At 37.3% G+C, this 20011-nt stretch carries 17 protein-coding genes; 15 read left to right on the plus strand and 2 right to left on the minus strand.

All coding sequences use genetic code 11. The annotated features are described in order from the left end of the window. Window positions 1-3 precede the first annotated feature (3 nt). The gene (locus Q360_RS0105260) at window positions 4-648 is read right to left on the minus strand and encodes an alpha/beta hydrolase (RefSeq protein WP_027076158.1); all 645 of its coding nucleotides are present in this window, start codon (window positions 646-648) and stop codon (window positions 4-6) included. A 174-nt stretch (window positions 649-822) separates the two neighbouring features. On the opposite strand from Q360_RS0105260, the gene Q360_RS0105265 reads away from it, so the two are divergent. From Q360_RS0105265 to Q360_RS0105305, 9 genes are all read left to right on the plus strand, one after another. After that, window positions 823-1245 carry a PaaI family thioesterase gene (locus tag Q360_RS0105265; protein ID WP_027076159.1) on the plus strand — a complete coding sequence of 141 codons (423 nt, stop codon included), beginning with the start codon at window positions 823-825 and terminating at the stop codon, window positions 1243-1245. A 1-nt stretch (window position 1246) separates the two neighbouring features. Further along, window positions 1247-2359 (plus strand): chorismate-binding protein, encoded by a 1113-nt coding sequence (locus Q360_RS0105270; protein WP_027076160.1) that lies wholly within the window; start codon window positions 1247-1249, stop codon window positions 2357-2359. A 48-nt stretch (window positions 2360-2407) separates the two neighbouring features. After that, on the plus strand, window positions 2408-4159 hold the full coding sequence (gene menD, locus Q360_RS0105275; RefSeq protein WP_027076161.1) for a 2-succinyl-5-enolpyruvyl-6-hydroxy-3-cyclohexene-1-carboxylic-acid synthase: 1752 nt from the start codon (window positions 2408-2410) through the stop codon (window positions 4157-4159). A gap of 36 nt (window positions 4160-4195) precedes the next feature. Further along, window positions 4196-4534: a DUF2853 family protein gene (locus Q360_RS0105280; RefSeq protein ID WP_027076162.1), complete on the plus strand. Its 339-nt coding sequence runs from the start codon at window positions 4196-4198 to the stop codon at window positions 4532-4534. A 283-nt stretch (window positions 4535-4817) separates the two neighbouring features. Further along, on the plus strand, window positions 4818-5654 hold the full coding sequence (locus Q360_RS0105285; RefSeq protein WP_027076163.1) for a CvfB family protein: 837 nt from the start codon (window positions 4818-4820) through the stop codon (window positions 5652-5654). A 178-nt stretch (window positions 5655-5832) separates the two neighbouring features. After that, complete coding sequence (locus Q360_RS0105290; RefSeq protein WP_027076164.1) at window positions 5833-6435, plus strand: SPOR domain-containing protein; 603 nt, start codon at window positions 5833-5835, stop codon at window positions 6433-6435. Continuing rightward, on the plus strand, window positions 6435-7343 hold the full coding sequence (menA, locus tag Q360_RS0105295; protein WP_027076165.1) for a 1,4-dihydroxy-2-naphthoate octaprenyltransferase: 909 nt from the start codon (window positions 6435-6437) through the stop codon (window positions 7341-7343). The genes Q360_RS0105290 and menA overlap by 1 nt, the downstream gene beginning before the upstream one ends. 34 nt (window positions 7344-7377) lie before the next feature. Beyond that, on the plus strand, window positions 7378-8142 hold the full coding sequence (locus tag Q360_RS0105300; protein WP_027076166.1) for a LytR/AlgR family response regulator transcription factor: 765 nt from the start codon (window positions 7378-7380) through the stop codon (window positions 8140-8142). Between the two features lie 451 nt (window positions 8143-8593). Next, complete coding sequence (locus tag Q360_RS0105305) at window positions 8594-10561, plus strand: histidine kinase dimerization/phosphoacceptor domain -containing protein (RefSeq protein WP_027076167.1); 1968 nt, start codon at window positions 8594-8596, stop codon at window positions 10559-10561. A 3-nt stretch (window positions 10562-10564) separates the two neighbouring features. Here Q360_RS0105305 and Q360_RS0105310 read toward each other — a convergent pair whose 3' ends face one another. Beyond that, window positions 10565-11359, minus strand: a complete 795-nt coding sequence (locus tag Q360_RS0105310) for an SDR family oxidoreductase (protein ID WP_027076168.1) — start codon at window positions 11357-11359, stop codon at window positions 10565-10567. A 46-nt stretch (window positions 11360-11405) separates the two neighbouring features. Here Q360_RS0105310 and menC point away from each other — a divergent pair, with 46 nt between their 5' ends. The 6 genes from menC (at window position 11406) to Q360_RS0105340 (ending at window position 20007) form a co-directional block, all read left to right on the plus strand. Next, window positions 11406-12458 (plus strand): o-succinylbenzoate synthase, encoded by a 1053-nt coding sequence (gene menC / locus Q360_RS0105315; protein WP_027076169.1) that lies wholly within the window; start codon window positions 11406-11408, stop codon window positions 12456-12458. Then, complete coding sequence (locus Q360_RS0105320) at window positions 12449-13405, plus strand: CPBP family intramembrane glutamic endopeptidase (protein WP_027076170.1); 957 nt, start codon at window positions 12449-12451, stop codon at window positions 13403-13405. The genes menC and Q360_RS0105320 overlap by 10 nt, the downstream gene beginning before the upstream one ends. Next, the gene (locus tag Q360_RS0105325) at window positions 13406-14491 is read left to right on the plus strand and encodes an AMP-binding protein (protein WP_027076171.1); all 1086 of its coding nucleotides are present in this window, start codon (window positions 13406-13408) and stop codon (window positions 14489-14491) included. A 131-nt stretch (window positions 14492-14622) separates the two neighbouring features. Beyond that, window positions 14623-15969, plus strand: a complete 1347-nt coding sequence (locus tag Q360_RS0105330) for a M24 family metallopeptidase (RefSeq protein ID WP_036195206.1) — start codon at window positions 14623-14625, stop codon at window positions 15967-15969. Between the two features lie 499 nt (window positions 15970-16468). Beyond that, window positions 16469-18202, plus strand: a complete 1734-nt coding sequence (locus Q360_RS0105335; RefSeq protein WP_169734629.1) for a carboxypeptidase-like regulatory domain-containing protein — start codon at window positions 16469-16471, stop codon at window positions 18200-18202. Window positions 18203-18261: 59 nt separating this feature from the next. Further along, window positions 18262-20007 (plus strand): tetratricopeptide repeat protein, encoded by a 1746-nt coding sequence (locus tag Q360_RS0105340; RefSeq protein WP_027076174.1) that lies wholly within the window; start codon window positions 18262-18264, stop codon window positions 20005-20007. Window positions 20008-20011: the final 4 nt, after the last annotated feature.

A 20011-nucleotide genomic window follows, 5' to 3' on the forward strand; every position in this document is an offset into this window, starting at 1 on the left:
CTATCAAGCTAAGGAGTTAATAATATTTTTTTTCACTTCGTGTCCGCCTTTAAATCGTATTACTTTTGCTGTTCCTTTAAATAGGTGTTTTGCTTTCTCTTCTTCCTCTAGTAAGCGTTCAGGCGTAAGATAAGCATCGTTGGTTCCTATAATTACTGAAACTTCTGTTTTATTCGTGATTAAATACTCAAAATTTTCGGGAGCAAGCTCCTTGGGTAAGCCGCCTGCATAGAGAATAAGTTTGTTGCAGTTTAATCTCTTTTGAGCTAACCATCGGGTCGCTATAGAAACCCCTTGGGAAAATCCAAAAATAATAAGGTTGCAGTGCTTTGGAATTGCTTCTGCATGAAGAACAGCATCAATATATTGAATTACATTTCCAGTTTCTTGACTTGTTTCCTCTTTGGTGAGCCAACTAGCACCCACATGCCGGTAGGTGTCGTTTAAATAATATTTAGATGGGGCTTGTGGTGCAATAATGTAGTTCTCGTCGGTATTCAGTTCGTTAAAATATTTTAAAAAATAGCGACTTAAATACCCAATACCATGAAATACAACCCAAACGTTTATAGTCCTAGAATTTAAGCTATTCAAGGTATTATACGTATTCTGGGTGGTGTAGGTTACTGCTTTTGTTTTGCTCTTCATTCGTGTTTAATTATAGTTGAAATCTAAAACTTAAATATAAGCTGAAGTAATGTTTAAGTTCAAAAATGGTATTCTATCTCTATACTACCTAATACAAATTACCCACCTTAATCCACATATAATTTAGATTCATAAGCATGTTGCTCTACTATTCCTTAATTTTACAAAAAAAAGATGAACGATCATAAAGAAAAGATCCTAAACATTTGTAACGCATCTTCCAAGAACACCTTAATGGAGACCTTAGAGATTGAATATGTGGATGTAGGTGCGGACTTTTTAGTGGGAAGAATGCCTGTTAACCCAAGGGTACATCAACCCGACGGTGTACTACATGGAGGCGCTATGGTAGCTCTTGCAGAAAGTGTAGGGAGTGCTGCTTCCTATATTTTTCTTGATGCTCAGCAATTCATAGTTCGAGGCATTGAGATATCCGCTAATCATGTTAAAAGTATCGTATCTGGTTACGTATTTGCAAAAGCAACCTTTATCCACAAGGGTAGGACTACGCAATTGTGGGATATTAAAATTACCAACGAAGCAGACCAGTTGATATCGGTATGCAAATTAACGACCATTGCATTACCAAGAGAATAATATGAGTGCCGAACTACTCGCCAGAGCCAAAAAGCATTTGGAAAAGGAGCTTCCCTTTGTTTTGTATAGTAAGCCAAGGGAGTTGATTTTAAATGCAATTTTTCAGGCTGATGATACCATACATAAGGTTACGGACTACACGGAACAAGGTTTTGTATTCGCTCCATTTTTAAATGATGAAAAGCCTATTCTCCTTAAAAGTGAAGATGTTTGTCAAGCGACGCTAGAACTGACATCACATAAAACTGCACATGTATATCAGGATACACCAGGCGATACTAATGAAGAAGCTCGTTATAGTGCCTTAGTAGAAAAAGCGATTTTAGAAATACGTGCGGGAAATTATAAAAAAATAGTACTCTCTAGAAATTTTAAAGCTCCGTTTTCGAAACCTATTTTCACTACGTTTCAAGAGCTCTTGAGCGCATATTCCAATGCCTTTTGCTACCTCTGGTATCATCCCAAAGTGGGTATGTGGTTAGGCGCTACGCCAGAAATTCTAATAAAGACAAGCGGCTTAAATTTTACGACTATGTCCTTGGCTGGCACACAGAATCAAACAGTAGGAGAGGCGTTCCCAAAATGGAAAACAAAGGAAATAACGGAGCAACAATTGGTTACAGATTATATTGCTGAGGTCCTTAAAACTAGGGCAAAGGAAGTCGACGTTGGTAATGTAGAAACTATAAAGGCTGGACATCTTTGGCATTTAAGGTCTAAAATAACAGGTAAATTTGCCCAAGGAATGTTAAAGGATTTAGTAACAGCATTACACCCTACACCTGCGGTTTGTGGTTTGCCTTTAGCAGATGTCAAACGTTTTATTCAGGAAAATGAGAAGTACCAACGTGCCTATTATTCAGGATTTTTGGGTGAACTGAACTACAAGGAAGAAAGAACAAGAAATAAGAATCGAAGAAACCAAGAAAATAGTGCATATAGATCGGTTGTGAGGACTTCGGAGCTTTTTGTAAACCTTAGGTGTATGCAAAAGGTAGGCGATTCGGTTATCATTTATATAGGCGGTGGAATTACAGCAGATTCTGACCCCAAAAAAGAATGGCAGGAAACCGAGAGCAAAGCGCAGACAATGTTGCGTTTACTTGCTACTTAAGGAAACAACTATTGGTTAAGTAAGCTGCAGGTTGTATTTTTGTACCGCATGAAATATTCGTCAATTCCATTAGCACAAACCGTAGTAGCCCAATGTAAACTAAACGGTATTACCAATATTATAATTTCTCCAGGTTCTAGAAATGCCCCGTTGACAATTTCCTTTTCGGAGGATTCTTTTTTCACCTGTTATAGTATTGTAGATGAACGTTGCGCTGCCTTTTTTGCCCTTGGTATAGCTCAGAACCTTAGGAAGCCTGTTGCAGTAATTTGCACATCAGGCAGTGCGTTATTGAATTATTATCCGGCGGTAGCTGAAGCGTTTTATAGCGAAATTCCACTAGTTGTTATTTCGGCTGATAGGCCATCTTATAAGATTGATGTTGGCGATGGGCAAACCATTCGCCAGGATAATGTATTTGATAGGCACATAGGGTATGCTGCCAACCTAAGACAAGATGTCTCGCATGCGACGGATAGAATTTTAAGATATACCCCAGATGGGTTCCAAGGTAGAAATGTACACAAACTACAAGAAGAAATTCAAGAATTCAATAATGAAGAACTCAATCGTTCGTTGCAGACAGCTCTGGAGTTTTCACTTCCGATTCATATAAACGTTCCGTTTGAGGAACCTTTGTATGATTTTGTAAAGGAAGCAACAGTGCATTCAAACAGCTCCATTTTCCTTAAAAAAAAAGACAAGGCCATTTCATTGAATAAGTTCAAAGAAATATGGCAAAGTGCCACACGGAAGATGGTGTTGGTTGGTGTGAATGAGCCTGACTGGGTAGAACAAGCCCTACTGGATAACTTAGCAAACGACCCTTCGGTTTTGGTATTAACGGAAACCACCTCAAACCTGCATCATTCTAATTTTTTTAATAGTATTGACACCTTAATTGCACCAATAGAGCTCTCCGAGAATAAAGCCGAGCTTTTTAAGGCCTTACAACCAGACGTGTTGCTTACGTTTGGTGGACTAATTGTTTCTAAGAAAATAAAGGCATTTTTACGTCAGTACGCCCCAAAACACCATTGGCATATTGGCGAGAAAAGAGCGAACGATACTTTTTTTTGTTTGGATACCCATCTGAAAACTTCAATCAATAGCGTTATTAGAGCATTTTATAAACCACATACGGGGTTAGAAAGCACTTATTTCGCCTATTGGAATGCGGTTAAAACAAAATACCTAGAGAAGGAGGTTTCCTATTTAAAACAGATTCCATTTTCAGATTTTTCCGTTTTTAAAACTACGCTTACAAGTATTCCAGAAAAGTATCAATTGCAGTTGGCCAATAGTTCTACAATACGCTATGCACAATTGTTCCATATAAAAGAGTCGGTTCACGTATTTTGTAACAGGGGCACAAGTGGGATAGATGGTAGTACTTCGACAGCTATAGGAGCATCCCAACACGAAAAAAATCCAACACTTTTGATTACTGGCGACCTGAGCTTCTTTTACGACAGTAATGCCCTTTGGAACGATTACATTAGGTCTGATTTTAGGATTATCCTCATCAATAATAACGGAGGAGGAATTTTTAGAATATTACCTGGGAAAGAGGATTCGGAAAATTTCGAGCGTTTTTTTGAAACCAAACATGAGCTAAATGCGTTTGCACTTTGCCAGATGTTTGGATTAGGATATCAAAAGGTTAATGATGCGAGCTCCTTAGAAGAGCAATTGTCTACATTTTACGAGGTATCCGACAAGCCAAAACTACTTGAGATTCAAACCCCTAGATTATTAAATGATAAAATTTTGATGAATTACTTTCATTTTATATCTTAGAGTCATATAATCCATTAATTAAAGACACTAAAGATTATGAGTAAACGTGATGATTTAATCGAAAAGTACGCAGCGGACATTAAGGATAAGTTCGGGGAAAGCGCTGACATGGAATTACTTACCAAAGTTGCTATTGGTTTAGGCCCTTCAATTTACAACTTGGATGCTTCTAAAGTTTCCGGTGGTGATGAAAAAGAATTAGAAACGGTAAAGAATAATTACCTTGTCAAAAAATTAGGTCTGGCTGATTCTCCAGCACTTATGGATGCGGTTAAAAGCGTATTGGATACCTATGGTTCTTCTAACAAGAACAAACATAGAGTGGTAGTTTACTATATGCTATGTAAGCATTTTAAAAAAGCTTCTATATACTAGTACATTATGTTTTAATAGTAAAAAAGCCGTTTCAAAAGAAACGGTTTTTTTTGGTTTAATCGATAGAATTCCCCTGCGTTCTGCTTCGGTGGTCAAGATAAAAATTTGAAAACCTGAGTTTTCATCAAACTAAAAAAAGGTTTTTTTCGCTTGATACCTCCATAGCTCTGCCTCGAGGTAATTCATTTTCTTATGGTTCAGTGTTGTGATACGAAAAGGGTTTAGTAAAGAACTTGAGCCTGAATAAAGTGGTCTTGCGGAATATAAAATGTAATTTTGTAAAATGATTGAGTTAGGTAAAAAAAATAGTTTAGAAATCCTTAGGGATACCAGTGTAGGACTTTTTTTAGGTGACGATGAAGGTAACGATGTTCTTTTGCCTAATAAATATGTTCCGGAAGGTTATGAAATAGGAAAGACTATTGAGGTGTTCTGTTATTTGGATTATGATGAAAGGCCTGTGGCTACAACACTAGAACCCTACATTATGTTAGGTGAATTCAGATTGTTGCAAGTAGCTGAAATAAATGAATTTGGTGCGTTTATGCAATGGGGACTAGAGAAACATCTTTTGGTACCCTTTAGAGAGCAGCGAGATAAAATGAAAGAAGGGCAATGGTATGTGGTGCATTGTTATTTAGACAGCCGCAGCGGAAGACTAGTTGCCTCTAATAAATTAGATAAATTTTTGAGCAACGAGAGTTTGCAGTTTAGGGAATGGGACGAAGTAGACTTGGTAGTCACAAGGCAAACCGATTTAGGTTGGGAGGTAATCGTAAATGAAAAACACAAAGGTTTGGTGTATTTTAATGAGGTATTCAAAACAATTAATATTGGCGATGTTCTGCCAGGTTGTGTAAAAACCATCAGAAAGGATAATAAAATAGACATTTCCTTACAACCTTTAGGGAGCAGGGTTTTGGAACCGGCAGCAAATAAGATTTATAATGTAATTAAGGAGCAAGGTGGCTTTTTAGGGTTACACGATAAATCAGGTCCTGAAGAAATAAGGGATATCATGCAGATGAGCAAGAAAACGTTTAAGAAAGGTTTGGGGACACTTTATAAGGCAAGAAAAATAAAGTTGGAAGATGATGGGATACGTTTAGCAGAAGATTAATATGTTGAATTATAAAATTCTTAATCGCTTGTATTTCAGTTTTATGACTAACAAATCATTCCCTTTTTGTTGGTGTACTACGCTCTTATGTTTATTTTTGCATATATACAGTAGAATTTAAAATATACTTTGAAATTTTACTTACATTTAACAAGTTTAGTTTTTAAATATTTCATAGATGCCGTTTATAGAGGAAAGCGATTTATTAGAACTCCACAAAGACATTGATAAGGCACAAATTATCAACGAACGTTTATTGGACCAGATAAAGTTCAAGAACAAGGAGCTTAAGACAAGTAAAATACAGCGGAATATTTTTGCAGGTATAACTACTTTCTTTTTAATCGGTGGCTTGGCATTTGGTTCTTTGGCAGCAGGTTGGAGTATGTCTAACAGCTATGAAAGGCAAAATAACAATCTATTGGTTTCCATCGATAGTCTGGATGCCATAAAGACTCGGATTGATAATTTAAAGGTTCAGAACGCCGAACTAAGTTTGGTAAAGGAATTTTATTTGGCCAAGGAGTTTTTAGAAAAGGAGAAGATTTATTCTGTACAGGTAAAGTCTTTTGTTGATAACAACATTACTTTGGCTTCCGAAGCCCTAACTAATACCTTGTTTGTAAAAACAAATCCTTTTTATTCCTACTCCTTAGGTAATTTTGAAACATTGGCTGAAGCGCAATCTTTCAGAAAGCAATTGGTCGATTTAGGTTTTGATGATGCATTTGTAGCTTCTTACAAAGAAGGAAAACGAATTCAAATAGAGAATCCTTACTAGTGACAGTCCTAAAAGTTTGGATAAATGCTGCCAGACCAAGAACACTTCCCTTATCCGTTTCAGGAATCCTTGTGGGTACTGCTATTGCAAGTATATATGGGGAAATAAATCATACGATTTTTTTTCTAGCAATCTTGACTACTATTGGTTTTCAAGTAACTTCTAATTTTGCCAATGATTATGGTGACGGTGTTAAGGGTACTGACAATGATAGTAGAATTGGCCCTAAAAGAGCTTTACAGAGCGGTTTATTGACTCGTAAGGCGTTAAAAAATGGCATAGTGCTTTCCTCCTTTATTAGCATGGTTCTTGTGGTTGGCTTATTATACGCTGCGTTCGGTAGCGACAATCTATTTTTATCTCTTTTGTTTTTGTTGTTGGGAGGGATAAGTATTTGGGCAGCAATCAAATACACTGTTGGGGAAACGGCTTATGGATACAGAGGTTTAGGTGATATTTTTGTATTTGTATTCTTTGGTTTGGTAGGTGTTTTAGGAAGTATGTTTCTATACATAAAAAGCATCCCATTGATTTCTTTACTTCCTGCAATAGGTATAGGTTTGTTGAGTGTTGGGGTCCTAAATTTAAATAACCTTAGGGATTTTGAATCAGATAAATTATCAGGTAAGAATACGGTGGTTGTGAAAATAGGTTTTGAAAGGGGTAAAAGGTACCACGCGGTGCTATTGATTTTGTCGTTTCTTTCTGTGTCCGGATTTATTTTTTCTGATTTTGTGAACTATATTCAATTGGTATGTCTTGTAGCTTTTGTTCCAATTTTTATTCATTTAGGATTTGTTATGAAAACTAAGAGTCCACAAGCACTAGATCCGGAACTTAAAAAGTTAGCTTTGAGTACATTTCTATTGGCAATCCTGTTTTACTTTAGTTATATTTATTTTTTGTAATTTTGAGTATAAACCATCTAAACCATAAATAACTTTGGAACAAGCTATTAAAATACTCATAGTTGAGGATAACGTCATTATCGCAGATGACATGCAGTCGATGTTGGAGGAGATTGGTTATGAAATAGTGGATAACGTTATCGTTTACGAACAAGCGGTAGAGGTATTGAAATCAAAGCAAGTAGATTTAGTTTTGATAGACATTATTTTAGCTTCTGATAAAACTGGGATAGATTTAGGTAAGCATATTCGAGAGAATTATGACATACCTTTTATATTTGTTACTTCAAACTCCGACAGGGCTACTGTTGAAAATGCTAAGACCGTAAAGCCTAACGGTTATCTAGTGAAACCTTTTGAACAGCAGGACTTATACACTTCTATAGAAATTGCATTGTCAAATTTTATTTACGGAAAACAAGATCTTAAGGATGCCAATACCGAGAATGGTGAATCGAACGATAATGTAGCAATGTCAAATTCTATTTTAAAGGATTCTATTTTTGTCAAAAAACAGCATCTTTACTACAGAATTCAGTTTGGTGACATTCATTTTATAAAGGCTGATAATGTATATTTAGAGGTAAATACTGCTGATAAGAAATTTTTGGTGAGGTCCCCTTTAAAAGACTATTTAGAAAAGCTACCCAAGAATAAATTCTATAGGGCGCATAAGTCGTATATTGTTAACGTAGATCATATTGATGCGATAAATTCAAAAGATATTATGATCAATAATAACCTTATTCCTATTTCCAAGGACTTTAAGGAATTTATTATATCCGCAATGAATTCTTAAATCCTTTGTAAAACTCTTTTGTCAAATATAAGAGGACGCCGATTCTAAATTATAATGTTGCTTTACTGTTTTAAGCTTCATGAGGTATGATTTACTTCTATAAATGGCTGAAACACGCTGTGTTAAAACAACAATAATGCTTATTTACACAACATTTTAAGAACTCTCGCCGGAGTATGCTATATTTTTATTTTGGCCGTATAACCTAATAGCGACTTGGCTAAATAAAAGGTTTTTAATATGTTTAAAATACTGATTATTAATGTTTTAGTCTTTTTTAGCGGGCGCATTAAAGGTGCTTTAAGTAGACTGTCGTAACAAGTGCTGCTCTTAGCGCATGTTTGAGGTGTTTTAAAAAGCGTAGTTCATTGTTTGTTTAAGGATTTGATCACAACAAAAAACTAGCAAAATCAAGTAATATCCTTATGTTTGAAGCAGGGTAGTACATCATATGAAAACATTTATTTATTTGAGGACAACAGCATTTATATTTGCTCTTATTTTTGTTTGTGCTTTGCACGCTCAAGACATCGTTTCTCAAGAACATGATTTTTTTAAGGAGTTCAAAGAACTACAGGGAGGTAAGGAGCGCTCTAAATTCTTCTTTGAAACCCAAAACAGGTACACTAATAATTCTGCTTATGATTGGCTAGATTCTGTTAATGTATATCTTAATACTTCAAAAAAAACCAACGATTCCATAGCCGTTATTGACTATCAACTTATTCAGTCCCAGATATATTATGATTTAGGGGACTATGAAAAAAGCTTAGCAATCACTAAAAGTTTATATGATGAGCTTAATCTTTTTGAGTTAGAAATTAAAACCATCATTCTAGAATTGATGGATACCAATTATTCCAAACTTGAACTTTATGAAAGACAGTTTGAAATCCGTAGTATGAAACGAGAATTGGGACTTACGGAGAATATCATGTTTTATGATATTTATTCCAATTTAGGACAATATCGTAAAGCTATGAAGGATTATATAGCGGAACAAAAAAGTTTAATTGAAGAGGGTGATTTTTATGCTAAAGCAAACTATAATTACAATGTAGGCAACTACCTTAGATTGGATAAGTCAGTCCCTACCGCCTTATCTTATTTTAAAAAGGCAAACGCTTTCATGGATGTTTACTTCAATGATATTTTATCAGATAGAACGGAACAAGAACTAGTAGCTGCCCACGTATTAAAAGGAAAAATTTTAGGAAATATTGGTAAATGTCATGTGTTAGACAAGGATTATAAAAAAGCCATTTCTTTTTTAGAAGAGAGTGTGGAGACCATAAATAAATACAACAAAGGCAAATTTTCTTCAGATTTAATTGAAAATTCTTTGGAGTTGGCGCAGTGCTACCTACAGTTAAATGATTTTGCAAAGGCTACTGACTATTTAAGTGAAATAGATACACCCAGAAAAGCAGCTAATATTCTAAAAAAAAATAGGCTTTATGCTGCATATTATGATAGAACCGGTGACTATAAGTCATCTTCTACTTACTTAAAATTAAACGTAAGAATAAGAGATTCAATAGAGGATAATGACTCTAAAATTATAAATCAACAACTCACTTCTGTACTGAATCAAAATTTGGAAAATTCCAGAAATATGCTGGAAAAACAGAAGTTGGCCTTGGAGAAATCTAGAATAGATATTATTGAAAAGGATAAGAGTATTAGTCTTGTTTTTATTTCATTGGTATTTACGCTACTTGGTTTTGCAGGCTTGGTATATGCATATCTAAAAAGTATAAAAAACCAAAGGCTTATCGCCGAGCAAAAGCATATTATCGAAAATGCGCTCGTAGAGAAAGATTCCTTACTTAAGGAGATACATCACCGTGTAAAAAATAATTTACAGATGGTCTCTAGTCTATTGAGTTTACAGACTAAAAATACGCGAAGTAAAGCAGCTATAGAGGCTTTGGAGGAAGGAAAGAGTAGGGTTAAGGCAATGGCATTAATTCATCAGAAGCTATACCAGAACGATGATTTGTCGGTTATAGAAATGCAAGGCTATATCGAAAGCCTTATCAATAGTGTGCAATCCGTATATAAAAAGGGGGGGCACAATATCAACATTACTATTGATGCAGAAGGGGTGGAGTTGGATATAGATCGTGCAATTCCGTTTGGATTAATTTTGAACGAGCTGGTTTCGAATTCTTTTAAATATGCATTTCCAAATGATGAGAATAACGGAAAAATATATATCCATATAAGAAAGCCTTCTGGTCAGGAAGGATTCTTTGAGTATACCGATAATGGTGTAGGATTACCGGAGGATACTGAAGAAAGGGCAAATTCTTCCATGGGCATACGTTTAATGAATAGGTTAGCAAATCAGTTGCAGACCAACTTAAATACCGATAGAACGGCCAATGGTGTTCGTTTTTGGTTTAATTTTAAATAAGGTTTATCGAACGACACTTTTTAATACTACGTTATGAAGCACCTTAGGAAAGAAACGTTTTAGGTAAACGGCGAACGTTTCTTTACCCCCTATATATACTTCAAACTTTTTCTTTTCTATTGCACGAATAATCTTTTTTGCACATGCAGCAACGGGCAAGCCTTTGGCTGTTGCCTCATCTTGTTTTTCTTGGGCGCTTCCGTCTGCGGTCAAAGCATTTTTGGCTACATCTGTTTGAATAAATCCCGGGCAGATAAGCGTAACGTCTACACCATCTTTTTCATGCTCCATACGTAACACATCAAAGAAGCCATGTAAGGCATGTTTTGCTCCACAATAACCGGAACGATAAGGTGATCCAAACTTCCCCATTAAACTGGTTATGGTAACAAATTGTCCTTGTTTGTTTTTTATAAAATGTGGAAGTAATGAATTGGTTAACTGAATTGTTCCCAGATAGTTAACATCTATCATCTTCTTAAATACTTGAAATTTTGTTTCAGCGATGAGAGAACGTTGGCTAATGCCTCCGTTATTGATTAAAATATCAATTTTACCGAACTTTGATATTGCTTTTTCGGTGATGTCTGGAAGTGCATCAAAATGGGAGAGATCTAGTGGCAGAACGACTACGTTTTCAGGAATATTACAATTGGATTTTACGCGTTCTAGCGCGTCCTCTCTTCGTGAAGATAATAAGAGTCGGTTTCCGTTTTTGCAAAGTTCGTAGGCCAAGGCCTCACCTATGCCTGAGGAGGCTCCTGTAATCCAAATAACTTTTTCTCCGATACTGCTCATAAATTTCTTTTAAACACTGAAAATATACTTAAATTTATATGTTTCTATGAAAGCAAGGTATAAAAAGTATGATTTAAATTTTAAGCGCCCCAGCGGCACTTCGCGTGGGGTTTTACGAACCAAGGAAACCTGGTTTTTGATTTTAGAGGAAGATGGACGTTTTGGAATTGGGGAGTGTGGACTTTTTAGAGGTCTAAGCCACGATGATGTGTCGGGTTACGAGGAGCAGCTTAACTGGTTGGTAGCCAATATTAACACTGATAAAAAAGCCTTGTTAACTGCTTTAAATCAATATCCGAGTATCCAGTTCGGATTAGAACAAGCAGCACTATCCCTTACATCGGAAAATCCATTTGAGCTTTTCCCTTCAGACTTTACGAAATCAGAACGTCCTACTGAAATAAATGGACTCATTTGGATGGGAGAACCGGGATATATGCACGAACAGATACAGCAAAAAATCGAAGAAGGTTTCCGTTGTATAAAAATGAAGATAGGTGCTATCGATTTTGATGCCGAGGTTAATTTATTAGAGTCTATCCGAAAGAAATTTGATAAAGATAAAATAGAACTCCGGGTAGATGCCAACGGTGCATTTTCACCTGACGCAGCATTAGGTAAACTAAAGCTACTGTCGCAATTGGATTTACATTCCATTGAACAGCCTATTAAACAAGGTCAGCAGGAGTATATGAAAACCTTATGTGAGAATACACCTTTGGCTATTGCTTTAGATGAAGAGCTCATTGGGGTAACTGATTTCACCGAGAAGGAAGAACTATTGAAAAGGATAAACCCACAGTATATTATTTTAAAACCCAGTTTGGTAGGCGGCTTCCAGGGCAGCGAGGAGTGGATAGCTATAGCGAAGAAGTATAATATAGGATGGTGGGTAACTAGTGCCTTGGAAAGTAATGTTGGGCTTAACGCTATTGCGCAATGGACAGCTACTTTGAATAATCCCTTACCCCAAGGTTTGGGAACAGGGGGGTTATTCACGAATAATTTTGATAGTCCGTTAACCGTGTCTAATGGAGGTATTTATTACGATAAGAACGCCTTATGGCAAGAACATTTAATTGAGGATTTATGTATTTAGAACAGGCGTATAAAGGATTGAGTGAAGGTTGGCGCTATTTAGTGGGTATAATTATCGTGTTTTTTGGCTGGCAGATAGTTGGGGCAATACCTCTTGTGACGGCATTGATAGCAAAAACAGGGTCATTGTCTATTTTGTTGACTGCAAATGAGGATATGGGTATACTATCTAGGGCTTTGGGTTCTAGCCTCTTTTTATTTTATATGTTGGTGATGTTTGCGATAGGGTTGCTATTCCTTTTTCTCTTTGTAAAATTTGCACACGAACAAACCATAACATCGCTTACCACCTCCAGAAAAAAAATAGATTGGTCTCGAGTTTTGTTTGCTTTTGTGCTATGGGCAGTTATAACGGTTCTTTTTATCTTTTTAGAAATATATTTATCTCCAGAGGATTACGAGTATAATTTTAATTTGGGTCCCTTTTTGATTCTAGCAGTAGTAGCGATACTTCTGATTCCAATACAGACCAGTATGGAGGAGTATTTTATTAGGGGCTATATGATGCAGGGTTTAGGTGTTACAGTCAAAAATAGATGGTTTCCTTTAGTGTTCACTTCCTTGTTATTCGGCTTAATGCATATTGCCAATCCAGAGGTTGAAAAAATAGGCTACGGAATTTTGATTTATTATATAGGTACAGGATTCTTTTTAGGTATCATTACCCTTATGGACGAAGGTTTGGAGTTGGCATTGGGCTTCCATGCCGCTAACAACCTAACTGCGGCTTTATTGGTCACAGCAGATTGGACTGCCTTCCAGACCAATTCCGTCTATCGGGATATTTCCGATCCTGTCCTAGGGTGGGATGTTTTAATTCCAATTTTTGTGGTCTTCCCCATACTTCTGTTTATTTTTTCTCAAATGTATAGGTGGAAAGATTGGAAAGAAAAACTCACAGGCAAGGTACTATCCAAAGAGGAGTTCAATGCAAAAAAATTAGAATAATTGAAGGAGAGAACCATACATCCGGAATTCCGATTGAACGGAGTCTCTTGCAATGCTGCGACCCTGCAGGAGTACGCGTATTGTTTTATAAAGGAGGGAGCGCCGTATGAAAAGCATATCGGAGATTTTCTTTTGGATTGGTTGTCGACATCACTTACGATAACGGTACAAACATCTGGTTCTACGGGAACACCAAAGCAGCTTGTTATCAAAAAGGAGCATATGGTCAATTCTGCTCTTGCAACAGGGATGTTTTTTGAATTAGAGCAAGGAAACACAGTACTATATTGCCTGTCTACGGAATTTATTGCTGGTAAAATGATGCTTGTTCGTGCCCTAATTTTAGGTTTGGATATAATTTGTGTAGCACCAGTATCAAACCCTTTGGAGGCTACTAACGCAAAATTTGATTTTGCCGCTATGGTACCGCTGCAACTAATAAATTCAATAGATAAAATACACCATATTAAAACGCTACTTGTTGGAGGAGCACCCTTTTTAGATGATTTAAAGGAATTGGTGCAAAATAAACCGACCAACATCTACGAAACCTATGGCATGACGGAGACGATAACCCACATTGCCTTAAAGCGTATAAATCATCTTAAAAATGTAGAAACTGACCAAGAGAGCAATGCCTTCAAAGTGCTACCAGAGGTAAGCATAACGATGGATAACCGCGATTGCTTAGTAATTAGCGCACCCAATATAAGCGATGCCGAAGTGGTAACCAACGACGTGGTACGTATGATTTCTGAAACGGAATTTGAGTGGTTGGGCCGTTATGATAACGTAATCAATTCGGGAGGTATAAAATTATTTCCTGAACGTATCGAAGCTAAATTGACTAAAATGGTAGCGCATCGATTTTTTGTGGCGGGACTACCAGATGAAAAATTAGGGCAAAAGTTAGTGCTCTTTGTTGAAGGAAAATCGGATATCGGAAATAGCTTGGAAACAATATCAGGTGCCACATTCCTCGATAAATTTGAAATTCCTAAGGACGTTATTTTCGTTCCGAATTTTAAGGAGACTAAAAACGGAAAAATCAACCGGAGGACTACCTTGCAAAGTGTTATAGGATAAGGGGGTTGAGTTGCTACAACTACTTTTATCGAGGCACTATGAATCAGATGAATTTTCGATATAGAAATCCGATAGTATCTTATCTAGCGAACACAATATTTTTGTATTTTCATGGCATAAATAAAATCGTCATGAAATACGTTTTACGCTTTTCTCTTATACTGCTGACAATCAGTCTTAATGCTCAACAAATACTACCCGAGCAAGATAGGGCTAGGGTAGTAGATGAAATATTGGGCGACCGTTTCAATAAGCTGTTACCCGAATTAATGGATACCGCCGGAATAGATATGTGGGTTCTTATTTCTAGGGAATACAACGAAGATCCTGTGTTGAAAACGATGTTGCCTGCTACCTGGTTAAGCGCCAGAAGACGGACTATTCTTCTATTCTATAGGGACAAAGCAAAAAATACGATTGAGAAATTAGCCGTGGCGCGTTACAATGTTGGAAATAATATAATTTCAGCATGGGATAAGGAAAAAGAACCAAATCAATGGAAACGCTTAATGCAGCTAATAGAAGAACGTAACCCAAATACCATAGGGCTTAATTTTTCAAAAGACCACAATATAGCAGACGGCTTGGATAAAACTGATTATGATGAGTTTATGGCTAACCTTCCAAAAAAAATGCATTCAAAAGTAGTCTCAGCCGAGCAATTGGCCGTGCGGTGGATAGAGACCCGAACAGAACGCGAAATGGTTATTTTTGATCAGTTAGTAGATATCACCCATGATATTATAGCTGAGGCATTTTCTGAAAAAGTAATTACACCGGGGGTTACTAGAACAACCGATGTGGTGTGGTGGATGCGCCAAAAAGTGACGGATATGGGATTAGAGACTTGGTTTCACCCTACCGTAGATGTGCAACGCACGAGCAATAAAAACGATGCAAATTTTTACTCTTTTGCTAGTAAGCCAGATGAGATGGTAATTATGCCGGGAGATTTATTACACTGCGATTTTGGGATTACGTATCTTAGATTAAATACAGATTGCCAAGAGTTGGCCTATGTTTTAAAGCCCGAGGAGATCAGCGCCCCAGATTTTCTTGTGAACGGATTAAAGGATGGTAATAGGGTGCAAGATTTCTTAACGACGAATATGATAAAGGGACGAACGGGAAATGAAATTTTAGCAAAAGCCTTATCCGAGTCGAAAGCAGCGGGATTAAGACCTTCTATTTATACACATCCATTAGGCGCTTATGGTCACTCTGCAGGTACAACAATTGGGATGTGGGATTCCCAAGAGGGTGTTATGAAAGATGATGGCGAGAACTATCCGTTAAATCCGAATACCGTGTATGCGATTGAATTGAATACTACCATTACAATTCCGGAATGGAAAAAGGACATCCGTATTATGTTAGAAGAGGCCGGATTTTATGGTAAGGAAGGCTTTAGGTACGTAAATGGAAGACAAACAGAATTGTTGTTGGTGCCAAGGGTAAAGGGGCACCAAGGGAATTGATGGTTTTTCAGAATGGAAGCTCCTCATACATCTTGAAATTATATTCCATGTAGGAAGGGAGTTAATGTAAGTCTTTAAGCTTGTAAAAGCACCTCCTTTTGCTAAAGAGAGATGTTTTTACCTGTTCCATGTTTAACTTATGCTCGATATTTAAAATCTACATACCATTTTTAACTACTTCTTGGTACAATATTTGTTACAAGTTTATATTATTATATTACTTTATATCTTCGATTGCAAGAATGAAATAAGTACCTGCTAGTATGCTGCATCTATTTTATTTATTAGATTAAATTTTGAAGTGTTAAACCATCCGATTTACAATCTTAGGACGATACGAAAAGTGTTACGTATCCGTAGAATAGGCTTGTGGATACATCATTAATAGTAAAGCTATTATTATAGCACTATTTATGGTTAATTAAGTGTTAAGAAAAGAAAATTTGTTCATATAATAGTGTATATTTAAGATAAGATGATAACATTAAAACCTTCAGCTATGAAAAAAAATATGTTTCTTTTAGTTTGCGCAATTGTCAGTTCTGTTTTTGTTTGGGGACAGGATGAGCGTATGATTTCTGGTACCGTTTCAGACGGTAATAGTCCTATTTCCAATGTGCAAATCGCTGTTCTAGAAAATGGAGAATCCGTTTTTTCTAATACCGATGGTAAATATACTATAGTCGCAGATACAGGAGATGTATTAACCTACACCTACATGGGCATGAAGACCATAACCATTCGTGTAGAGGATGTGACACGAATCTTGAATCCTATAATGATTCTTGATGTGAACGAATTGGACGAAGTTGTTGTTGAAAGCAGTAAACGACTCTCGCAAAAAAATATAGAGGAGCAATACACCGTTCGAGAAAATATAATCAAAACGGCCTACGGGTATATAGATGCGGAGCGATCATCAGGACGGATAGGGTTTATACAAGAAGACGATATTACTTTTGCAGCAGGAAATATCCTGAATTTAATCGCAACAGGAAGGTTACAGGGTGTACAAATTATAGATGGCGGTGTTTTCATCAGAGGAATTTCCTCCATCGAAAATCGCAGACCGGCTGTTTTTGATGTAGATGGACAAATATTTACACAAATTCCTATGTGGGTAGATTTAGGAAATATCAAGCGCATAGCAGTATTAAATAATTTGGCTATGACTACTCAGTATGGTACAATTGCTTCCGGAGGCGTTATCGTAATCAATACCTTAGCTGGGAATATAGCGAAAAAAGGAATTGTAGACCAAGCCAAACTGCGAAATAATTTCTATAAGGATGATGCCCTAGATAGTGAAGGAAGAAAAAATAATTGGCCCGCTTATAAGAAACAACTCTATGCCAGTACTTCTGTTGAAACTGCTCAAATTACATTTAAAGAACTTGCTGTCACGCACTCCAACTCCCCTTATTTCTTGTTGGACGCCCAAGCTTATTTTACGGAAGAGTGGGACAGGGCAGACCTAGGGGAAGAGATCATTGCAAATCACTTTACACCCTACACGGAAAACTCAGTATTGTTAAAGGCACTTTCCTATCAATACCAAGAACAAGGTCAGTACGAAAAGGCTAACGCTACCTATAAAGAGGTATTCTTGCTTCGCCCAAATTATGCACAGAGCTATCTAGATATGGCCCGGAGCTACCGAGAAATTGGTAGTACCATTAAATCGGCATCATTACATGCCAGGTACGGCTATTTACAGGAGCAAGGCTTTATGGAAATAGATACGGCAGGTCTTGGCTCCATCATGGATCGAGAGTTTAATAACTTACTTGCGCTGGAGAAAGATGCCGTTGTTGAAAAAGGGAAGCGAAATAAGTTGTTCGTGGCTAAGGAAGATTTTGAAGGGACAAGGGTTGTATTTGAATGGAACGACGGTGAGGCTGAATTCGAGTTACAGTTTGTGAATCCTGGAAAGCAGTACCATACTTGGAAACACAGTCTGGCGGATAACGCCGCGCTAATTGCTCGTGAGAAAAATTTTGGCTACAACACCATGGAACAACTAATAGATGGTTCTTTGCCCGGCAATTGGAGGGTAAACGTAACCTATCTTGGCAATAAGAGCTTAACGCCTTCCTATTTAAAAGCTACAGTGTACCATAATTACGGTACCCGTGCACAGCGCAAAGAGGTGAAGGTCTTTAAGATGAGCCTTAAAAATGTAAATCAGGAGCTGTTAACGCTTCGCAGTGCCATGGGCGTAGCCTCCAAGTAGTATACACATGTGTTAATTATTATTTTAAATGAATTTATGAATTAGAAAAAAATAAGGATATGGCAAAGAAAATTCTAACATTGATGCTGAGCTTTTTAGTAATGGGCCTAGCGATGGGGCAGGAGGAACGAACCATTAGCGGAAAGGTCTCCGATGGCAATAGGCCCATGGAGAACGTTACTGTTGAAATTTTGAATACAAATGCGGTGACCACCACGGATAAAGATGGGTTTTATCGTTTAGCCATAGCCACTGATGACGAACTGCAATTTTCCTATATGGGTATGAAGACCATGACCATACGGATAGAAGATGTTACGCGTATTTTAAATCCCGTTATGGTTCCTGAAGTAAACATACTGGACGAGGTTGTGGTGACCAAAAGTAGGCGTAAATCGCAGAAGGATTTAGAATTTGAATATCAAGTAGACCAAAATATTATTAGAACCGCCTTTGGTTACATACACGCCCAAAGTTCTTCCGGTACTGTTCGTGTTTTGAATGAAAGTAATATAATACCCGTTACACCCTGTGTACTAGACCTTTTACGTACACGTTTTCCTGGGCTTGCCGTATCAGGAGACTGTTTCGGCGGAGGTATGGTTACGAATAGGGGTACTTCTACACTTTTTGGCAGGAACTTAGTGGCTTGGGATGTAGATGGCATGATTTTGTCCAACCCTCCTATTTGGCTAGATGTAAATAATATACAGCGAATTGCAGTACTCTCTTCTTTAGTTACAGGAGTTAGATATGGCACATTGGGGTCAGGAGGTATCGTGGTAATCAATACCAAATCTGGAAACTCTTTTCGTGATGAGGTTGTAGACCGTGCTCGGCTGCGCAATAACTTCTACAAGGACGATTCTTTAGAAGATACCGATATTCGAAACAATTGGCCGGCTTATAAAACAGAACTCTATGCCAGCACTTCGCTAGAGAATGCCAACCAGAATTTCGAAAAGCTGGTGGAGAAATACACTAATTCTCCTTATTTCCTTTTGGATACACAGGCTTATTTTACGAAAGAGTGGGAGAGACCTGATCTTGGAGAAGAGATTATTGCAAATTATTTCGGTTTATATGATGAGAATCCTGTATTGCTAAAGGCGCTTGCTTATCAGTACCAAGAGCAAGGTCAATATGAAAAGGCTAACGCCACTTATAAAGAGGTATTCGTGCTCCGCCCAAGTTATGCACAGAGCTATCTAGATATGGCCCGGAGCTACCGAGAAATTGGCAGTACCATTAAATCGGCATCACTACATGCCAGGTACGGCTATTTACAGGAGCAAGGCTTTATGGAACTGGATACGGCAGGTCTTGGCTCCATTATGAATCGAGAGTTTAATAACTTACTTGCGTTGGAGAAAGATGCCGTTGTTGAAAAAGGAAATCGAAACAAGCTTTATGTGGCTAAGGAAGATTTTGAAGGGACAAGGGTCGTATTTGAATGGAACGATGGGGAGGCAGAATTTGAGCTGCAATTTGTAAACCCTGGCAAGCAGTATCATATCTGGAGACACAGTTGGGAGGATAATGCAGATATGATTACTCGCGAGAAGAACTTTGGCTATAACACTATGGAAGAATTCATAGACGGGTCCTTGCCCGGCATTTGGCAGGTAAACGTTACTTATTTAGGCAACAAGAGCATAACCCCTAGCTATCTAAAAGCTACAGTCTACCATAATTACGGTACCCGTGCCCAACGGAAAGAGGTAAAGGTTTTTAAAATGAGCCTTAAAAATGCGAACCAGGAGCTATTTAAAATAGCAAGTACTACTGCAATAGTTTCTAAATAGTTAC

It is taken from the genome of Maribacter antarcticus DSM 21422, from assembly GCF_000621125.1.
GTDB lineage: Bacteria > Bacteroidota > Bacteroidia > Flavobacteriales > Flavobacteriaceae > Maribacter > Maribacter antarcticus.

Excerpts from the sequence above, each read along its gene's own strand:
- menC (WP_027076169.1), top strand. The coding sequence starts at position 11,406 with ATGAAAGCAAGGTATAAAAAGTATGATTTAAATTTTAAGCGCCCCAGC.
- Q360_RS0105290 (WP_027076164.1), top strand. The coding sequence starts at position 5,833 with ATGCCGTTTATAGAGGAAAGCGATTTATTAGAACTCCACAAAGACATT.
- Q360_RS0105320 (WP_027076170.1), top strand. The coding sequence starts at position 12,449 with ATGTATTTAGAACAGGCGTATAAAGGATTGAGTGAAGGTTGGCGCTAT.
- Q360_RS0105265 (WP_027076159.1), top strand. The coding sequence starts at position 823 with ATGAACGATCATAAAGAAAAGATCCTAAACATTTGTAACGCATCTTCC.
- Q360_RS0105305 (WP_027076167.1), top strand. The coding sequence starts at position 8,594 with ATGAAAACATTTATTTATTTGAGGACAACAGCATTTATATTTGCTCTT.
- Q360_RS0105340 (WP_027076174.1), top strand. The coding sequence starts at position 18,262 with ATGGCAAAGAAAATTCTAACATTGATGCTGAGCTTTTTAGTAATGGGC.
- Q360_RS0105280 (WP_027076162.1), top strand. The coding sequence starts at position 4,196 with ATGAGTAAACGTGATGATTTAATCGAAAAGTACGCAGCGGACATTAAG.
- Q360_RS0105335 (WP_169734629.1), top strand. The coding sequence starts at position 16,469 with ATGAAAAAAAATATGTTTCTTTTAGTTTGCGCAATTGTCAGTTCTGTT.
- Q360_RS0105285 (WP_027076163.1), top strand. The coding sequence starts at position 4,818 with ATGATTGAGTTAGGTAAAAAAAATAGTTTAGAAATCCTTAGGGATACC.
- Q360_RS0105260 (WP_027076158.1), bottom strand. The coding sequence starts at position 648 with ATGAAGAGCAAAACAAAAGCAGTAACCTACACCACCCAGAATACGTAT.
- menD (WP_027076161.1), top strand. The coding sequence starts at position 2,408 with ATGAAATATTCGTCAATTCCATTAGCACAAACCGTAGTAGCCCAATGT.
- Q360_RS0105270 (WP_027076160.1), top strand. The coding sequence starts at position 1,247 with ATGAGTGCCGAACTACTCGCCAGAGCCAAAAAGCATTTGGAAAAGGAG.
- Q360_RS0105330 (WP_036195206.1), top strand. The coding sequence starts at position 14,623 with ATGAAATACGTTTTACGCTTTTCTCTTATACTGCTGACAATCAGTCTT.
- Q360_RS0105310 (WP_027076168.1), bottom strand. The coding sequence starts at position 11,359 with ATGAGCAGTATCGGAGAAAAAGTTATTTGGATTACAGGAGCCTCCTCA.